This is a genomic window from Aerosakkonema funiforme FACHB-1375 (genome assembly GCF_014696265.1).
Lineage (GTDB): Bacteria > Cyanobacteriota > Cyanobacteriia > Cyanobacteriales > Aerosakkonemataceae > Aerosakkonema > Aerosakkonema funiforme_A.
In genome coordinates this window covers 39,279-46,422 of record NZ_JACJPW010000066.1, presented here as the reverse complement: position 1 = coordinate 46,422, position 7,144 = coordinate 39,279, and the positions used below count along the sequence as shown (strand labels likewise).

Below are 7,144 nucleotides of genomic sequence, written 5' to 3'. Positions count from 1 at the left end.
TGTCAAGTCTTACAATACATTTGTACTATCCTGGGGTAGCGATCGCACTCCTGCAAGTGCCTTAACAAAAGTTCATACAGTGTCGATTACTTTTGTCCGACTACTTATCTTAATAAGTTTGATTGCGATCGGGTCTATTTGGGTTTTCTTGGCGATGGCGATCCTATTTTTTCTATTTAAGAAAATTCAGATGCGAATTGACGCATGGAAAATTTCTATGACTAATGATTTGCTGGGATTTACATGGAAACATTCTCGTCCGTCGAAACGTGAAGATATCTCTGAGTTAGTATTTTTTAGGCAAGGAAGTAGCGAATACTTCGAGGTCAGAGAAGAGGTGGGACTTAGACCGTTACTGATTATTCAGGCAGGAAAGCAACAATATAGGCTCAGTAAAGTAGATTCGCTTACAGAAGAAGAGATCTACTGGCTGGCGCAGGAATTGAGCGATTGGTTAAAATTGCCGATAATAGAAGAATAAAGCGGCTAATTTTTATTGAGAAAAGATCGCACAGTCGAAATCAACTCATCCAAATTCAAAGGTTTGCTGAGGTAACCATTAGCACCAGCAGCCAGACAGCGATCGCGATCGCCTGCCATTGCGATCGCTGTAACTGCAATCACCGGCACATTTTGCCACAAAGGATGTGCCTTCAGGTGACGGATAATCTCAAAACCATCTACTTCTGGCAATTGAATATCCATCAAAATCAAATCCGGCAATGACTCAGGCGTGACCAGCGCCGAGTAAACCAGATCGATCATTGTGCTACCATCGTAAATTAATTCAACCGCGTAGCCTTCCAGTTCCAGCACTTCAGAAATCAACGCCTGATTATAAACCTGATCTTCGACGACCAACACCCGTTTTCGATCGGTTAATAGTTGTTTGTCTGTTATTTGTTGTTTGTCGCTAACACTTGATAACTGACCGTTGATAGTTGACTCCTGCCACATTTCCGTCAGAGGTAGCCAGATCCGAAATGCGGAACCTTGATTTTCTACAGATTCCAGGGAAACCGTACCGCCGTGCAATTCTGCCAATCGCTTTGTTAAAGCGAGACCCAAACCGGTGCCTTCGTGACGGCGTGTCAAGGAAGCATCTACCTGCTGGAAAGGACGAAATAGCAAATGCCATTTTTCTCTAGCAATGCCGATACCGCTATCTTTTACTTCCAAACATAGGTAAGGTGTAGTAGGATTGATGGGACTGCGATCGGGACGATATTCTTTTGCCAAGTCGCTGCCATAAGCGAGTTTACTGGCTAGCTTAATTTGTCCTCCTTCTGGGGTAAACTTCACAGCATTAGAGAGTAAATTAATCAAAATCTGGCTGACTCGACGCTCATCCAAATTGGCTTTGTTCAGTCGATAATCGATTTCCAAAGAAAGCGCCAGTCGCTTTTTGTCGGCACGCGGCTGAATCATTTTCAGACATTCTGTGCAGAGATACTGAATCGAAATAGGTTGTGGATATAGTTCTGTCTTGCCAGCTTCAATCTTAGATAAATCGAGAATATCGTTAATCAGCTGCAACAGGTGCTGACCGCTTTTTTCGATAGTTTGAACGTAACCGATTTGACGATCGCTTAAGGAACCGGCGCTTTGCCGCATTAACAAATCTGAAAATCCGAGTATGCTGTTGAGGGGTGTCCGCAGTTCGTGGGACATAGAGGCGAGAAACTCAGACTTCATCTGGGATGCGCGTTCTAAATCTTCGTTAATCTGACGCAGACGTTCTTCTGCTTGAGCGCGTTCGATCGCTACACCCAAAGTGCGACAAGCAGCCATCAGCATATCTTGTTGGGGAGCTTCTTGCAATTTCTGCAAACTGCGAGATTCCAGAGTCAGGACGCCGATAATAGTGCCATCGGCAGCTGGGATGGGAAAAATGCCCAACTGACCGATCGCCGGGTGGCGAAATCCGGCCAGCGCTTTTGGATGTTTGTAATAATCTTCTACAAAGATGGGTTTACCGGTTTCCACCACTTCCCAAAGCAACCCTTGACCGTAGGGAACGCCTCGATCGAGTAAAGCTCGCATTTCGGCCACAGCTACTTCGCCGTAAGTGGCGATAAATTGTCCGGAAATCTGATTGGTGAAGATCGCAGCTTGGCGATCGATTCCTTCTCCTGTAATCACTTTGACATCGCCAAAAGCTGCACCCATTACCTCTACCAGGTAGCTGAGGGCAAATTGTCCTATTTCCCGCAATTCTGTAGCCGGTTGCAGTCTTTCTGTCAAGCTCAGCAAAAAGGCCAAACGTCGCACTTCCGCGTTTAAGTTTGCCTGTATGAGTGCTGCTTCCTTAAGCGTCTGCTGGTAGGTGGTGACATCTCGGAAAGTACACAGGCGTCCGCCATCGGACGTGACTGTGACGTAAACCTCCAGACAAACTCCGTTACTTTGTTCTATATAGTAGGAAACGTTTTCAACTTCTGCTGGCTCGATCGTAGAAGCGAGCTGTTTTTTCTGTACCTCAGACCAAAAGCCTCGCGTTACCAGCTCGGCAAAAACAGTTTCATAAGTGGGTTTGCTTTGCAGCCACTCTGGGGAAAATCCCCAAATCTGAGAAAGCTTCTGATTAAATAAGACGAGTTTGTGGGAGTAATCGAACAGAGCGATCGCATTGTCCACTCGATCTAATATGAGTTCCTGGTCTTGCTTTAATTTTTCTAAACGCAATTCTACCGATTCTGGGTGCATAGTTTCCATAAAAGCTAAGTTAAGCAATCTTAAAACCCTTAATTAAAATTTACAAATATTAAAATAGCCGATACGTGAGGCTGCTCTCTGGCCACTTGTGATCTAAAACACCTCTTGTGCGAGGACGGCGATATAAACAAGAAGTGGCCTCGACTAAATCTCAGTGTATTCTGGGATTTTGCCAGGATATGGTGTTTGCGATCGGTAAACGACTATTGGTAATCGGTATACAAGCACCCGAAAACCGACGACCGAAAAACTCAACACTACCCAGGTGGGTGAATACATCGACAAGGTTGTGAGGCAAACTCTCGATTATAAGGACTTGAGGAGCTAGATTCCATGCAAATAGCTGAAAACCTCGCTGATAGTTGGCGATCGCGGCTCCAGGTAGACTGTCCGAACTACGACTCGGCAACTTATGAGAGTATCGTTAGCTGGCTATTGGGAAAAGATTTGGAGCGTTATGAGACGTTAACCCCGGCCCAGTTAATAATTGCCGAGCAAGCGATGGACTACCGTTACCGCATTTTACGGCATCGCTATTTGGAAGTGGGGCCAGAGCGAGCTTATCGGAACTTGATAAGTCGGCTGGGTTCGCTGGTGATGCTGCGAAATAAAATCAAGACCTGGGTGGCGCTTTCTCGCGATCGGCAGCGAGCTGTGGTGGACGTTCTGCAAGAAGTGATTCAAGAATTGTTAAACAGCGATCGCTACTTGCAGGAGCAAATCGGCTGGATTGCTCAGTCCACCTCAGATTCCCGATTGCGAAACGCCCTACTGCTGGCCAGTACGGAAGAATACTGTCTGCGACCGATACGCAACCAACCGCTGCTGCTTTATCGTTTTGTGAACTATTTGCGCCGATCGGGACGCGGAGGGATTACCCAAGTGCCGACAGGTGACTTGGTGCGTTTGGTTTCGGAAGAAGTGATGCCAGACGATGCAGAAAACCCGGTGAGTCTGCTAGACGCGCAGGCGATCGCTCTGCATCAAGAAAAGCAAGCCTTGGAAGAAAAAATGGCAGCGCGATCGGCGGTAAAACAGGAATTTGAGCATTATTTGACCCAGAACCTGGGCCAAGTGGCGACAGATTGGCTCAAGCTTTATCTCCAAGGTCGCTCTCAGGAAGAGATTGCCCGCGCCTTGAACAAGCCGATCAAAGAAATATATCGGCTGCGCGAAAAAATTAGCTATCACGCGATCAGAGTATTTGGCCTCAAAGTGGAACCGGAGTTAGTCGCCAACTGGCTGGAAACTTCCTTACAGGAACACAGACTGGGTTTGACGCCAACGCAGTGGCAGGAATACAAGGAAAGCCTGACAGACGAACAACGCCGACTGCTAGACAAACTGGCGACTGGGAAAACCTTAGAAGCGATCGCCCAAGACTTGAACCTGAAAACCAATCAGGTCATGGGCGAATGGAGCAAGCTGTACTTAGCAGCCCAAGAAAAGCGAAGCGCTTCCTAATTCATCACAAAAAATTAAAGCTTTTTTTAAATTTAAAAGCTGAAAGATATGATAGAGGGTGTATTGTTTGCCACCTATCAAGGCTTTACTGTTCAATAAAACAAAAGTTAGAATATACTCCTTATCCAAAAGGGTGCTATTGCTGGCTAATACCGATCGCGCTTTCATTCCAGTCATAAACATAAAGAAATATCTCTTTAGAGATAAACGCTATTGACTAAATGATGGCAATTTGGTATTAGAAGAGACATTTAACAACAGAGAAGGGTAGGGTGTTCTAACCACAAATCCTTGGTTGGGTCAAACCTTCTAGGTGAAAAGGTCAAACTGACACAGTTGTCGGCTGCGACAGTTAAAGTAGCTCTGTTGAGCCCCATTTTTGCATCGCAGTCTTCAACACCGCTCCTCAAGAAAGTCCCAAGTTATGAGTATAAGGTTTTGAAGTGAAGGAAGTATCTGTATAAAAATAGACGAGTTTGGCAAAGTGGACTCGTCAAAAAAACAGATAAGGTGATTAAACCCACCTCCAGCAATTCAAAGCTCAAAGCACAAAACTTTCGATCGGCCTTGGGATTGTGAGAAATGGTAGTAAGCTTAAATAAACACCTATGGCACCCTTGGCACATAACACAGTTAGTCAAAAGCGCACCAGCTATCAGCAATTTTCGGCACCTGGATCGGATAAAGGGATGGATAGGGAAAAATATGAAGTAACATTCCGGTTAATAGACACTATCCTTCCCTTTGAAGCTTGTCTGTATCATCAAGTCCTGCCTATTTCTCTGGAAGGAACCCACCTAAATTTAGGTATGGTGAATCCAGATGATACTGCGGCTCTAGATTACGTGCGCCGGATTTTAGCTTATATGAATTGCTCGTTGGTGCCGCAGTCAATTACAGCCACACAGCATCAAGCGGTGCTATCGGCGTACTTAAACCACATGGGACAGCTGAAGCAAGCCAGTGCCAAACAGCAAAACTCAGCATCAGACAATCGCTTAGATCGACACGATCGACCGACACTGATTGTAGACAGTCCAGAAGAGTTAGACAAATCGGACTTTGTGTCAAGTTCATCGCACGTTGTACCGCCGCCATCGACAACTTCGAGCCATTCACATCCCGCTCCTGCCCAAATCACAAATCAGACGACTGCAAAGCGACAGCCGAGCGGAGTGAAACCCTCTCAAATGTCTGTGGCACTGCCTTCTGGGTACAGCCTGCCTGTCTTGGAAGTACAAGCAGACCGCATCTCCAGTCCGGTGGAAGTTCTGGCAACGCTACCGCCAAAAAACTTGCTCCACGAATTGCTCGCCAGAGTGCTTGCAGGCGGTATCGGTCGGCTTTATTTCGAGCGACATCAAAATAGCGGTCGCATTCTGTGGAGCCAGAACGGTGTTTTGCAGTCGGTGTTGGAAGGGCTGGATGCAGCTGTTTTTCAGGGAGTCATTAACGAACTCAAGCGCTTAACCCACTTGTCTTTAATTCCGGTAGAACACCCGAAACAGGTAGAAATAGAGAGGATCTATCAACAAAACCGTTTGCTATTGCGCTTGCGGGTGATGCCCGGTACTCACGGCGAGGAAGGAACCCTGCAAGTTCTGCGCGGCGCTGCGTTGAAGTTTTACCAACAGCAGCAACTAGAAAATCTCAGTCGCGATGCCTTGACGATGGCCCAGCAACTGCAAACCAAACTCAATGAAATTCAAAAGCGCACGCGCATCGATCCTACTCTGACAGCAGGACAATTAGAAGCTTTGCCTGCTCTGGATGAGCTAGTCAAGAGCCTGAACAAACAGCTGGAAGCCCTAAAGCTGCTGCAAGCTGAGTCAAACAGCGACGAAAATCCCACCAGTTGAGGGGATAAGCTTTATTGCGAGTACAATAGTAAAGCGGACACCAGAAACATTATTGGCAGTGTGCGTACAAGTCGAATCGGGCTGCAAAGTATACCAGCGCAGAGATATCTTATGCCTACGTCAAGCTACGCTAACGTAAAGGCTATGCTTTCCTTGCGAAGGTTTTCGCATACGGAAACGTTTTGCGATCGCCTGCAACAGCACCTACACCAATAGGGTTACTAATAATACCCTCTAGTTATGAAGCGATTTCCTACTGTTAGGTTTGTTGAAGCACGGCACAGGCGTTTGATTCTAAACCAGCTATCGTTAGACTGGGAAAATACCAGCTAGCCTTTGCTGCTACGATGGCAGATCCTTGCATTAGCAAGGGAGAAGACATTACTGCTGCCAATGTTGGTCTACTACTTTTAAGATCTTTCATGCAAACTGAAGATTTTAGTGAACTTTTCCCGCTTTTTAACACTGTCAACCCAGAAACCTTAGAATGGCTCTTGTCGGTTGCTGACGAACACGAATACCCAGCAGGCAGAGCGGTTCTTATGGAAGATGCCTGGGGTAATGCTGTTTACTTCCTTGTATCTGGCTGGGTAAAAGTCCGGCGCATCACTGGGGATGACGGTGTGACGCTGGCAATTTTGGGGCAGGGCGATTTTTTTGGTGAAATGGCGATTCTGGATGAATCACCTCGTTCTACCGATGTGATTGCCCTCTCTTCGGTACGCTTGCTGAGCGTCCACGCGCAGCGCTTTATTCAAACGTTATTTAAAGACCCGCAGCTACACCATCGGATGCTGCAAGTAATGGTACGGCGACTGCGCCAAATGAACCATCGCTTTCATCTGCGCCATCAGCCTCCAGCAGTCAAGTTAGCTAACACTTTGGTGGCAATGGGAGAAAACTACGGTCAATCAACGGAAAAGGGAATGGAAATCTATAACATTCCTTTCAAAGATTTGGCTGATGTGTCCGATATAGGTGTGGAGGAAACTACTAAAATTATGGAAAAACTGGATAGCAAGGGCTGGCTCAAAATCGATCCCGGTCGTCAAGTTATTCACATGATCAATTTGAGGCAGTTGACGCACCTAGCAGGACGAGTCTAA

The 7,144-nt window shown here is 46.4% G+C and carries 5 protein-coding genes and 1 pseudogene; 4 read left to right on the top strand and 2 right to left on the bottom strand.

Annotated elements, in window-relative coordinates; translation table 11 throughout:
• Positions 1–481 (top strand): annotated as a pseudogene (locus H6G03_RS23150) (hypothetical protein); the annotation flags it as partial.
• A 5-nt stretch (positions 482–486) separates the two neighbouring features.
• Here H6G03_RS23150 and H6G03_RS23145 read toward each other — a convergent pair.
• Positions 487–2,706 (bottom strand): hybrid sensor histidine kinase/response regulator, encoded by a 2,220-nt coding sequence (locus H6G03_RS23145; protein WP_190469163.1) that lies wholly within the window; start codon positions 2,704–2,706, stop codon positions 487–489.
• 342 nt (positions 2,707–3,048) lie between these two features.
• On the opposite strand from H6G03_RS23145, the gene H6G03_RS23140 reads away from it, so the two are divergent.
• Positions 3,049–4,179: a HetZ-related protein 2 gene (locus tag H6G03_RS23140; RefSeq protein WP_190469147.1), complete on the top strand. Its 1,131-nt coding sequence runs from the start codon at positions 3,049–3,051 to the stop codon at positions 4,177–4,179.
• 608 nt (positions 4,180–4,787) lie between these two features.
• A complete protein-coding gene (locus H6G03_RS23135) occupies positions 4,788–6,038 on the top strand; it encodes an ATPase, T2SS/T4P/T4SS family (RefSeq protein ID WP_242057009.1) in 1,251 nt (416 codons plus the stop codon).
• Positions 6,039–6,297: 259 nt separating this feature from the next.
• On the opposite strand, the gene H6G03_RS23130 is transcribed toward H6G03_RS23135, so the two are convergent.
• The gene (locus H6G03_RS23130; protein ID WP_190469144.1) at positions 6,298–6,462 is read right to left on the bottom strand and encodes a hypothetical protein; all 165 of its coding nucleotides are present in this window, start codon (positions 6,460–6,462) and stop codon (positions 6,298–6,300) included.
• Between H6G03_RS23130 and H6G03_RS23125 the strand changes: the two genes are divergently transcribed.
• A complete protein-coding gene (locus H6G03_RS23125; protein WP_190469142.1) occupies positions 6,461–7,144 on the top strand; it encodes a Crp/Fnr family transcriptional regulator in 684 nt (227 codons plus the stop codon). The two genes, H6G03_RS23130 and H6G03_RS23125, sit on opposite strands and share 2 nt — an antisense overlap.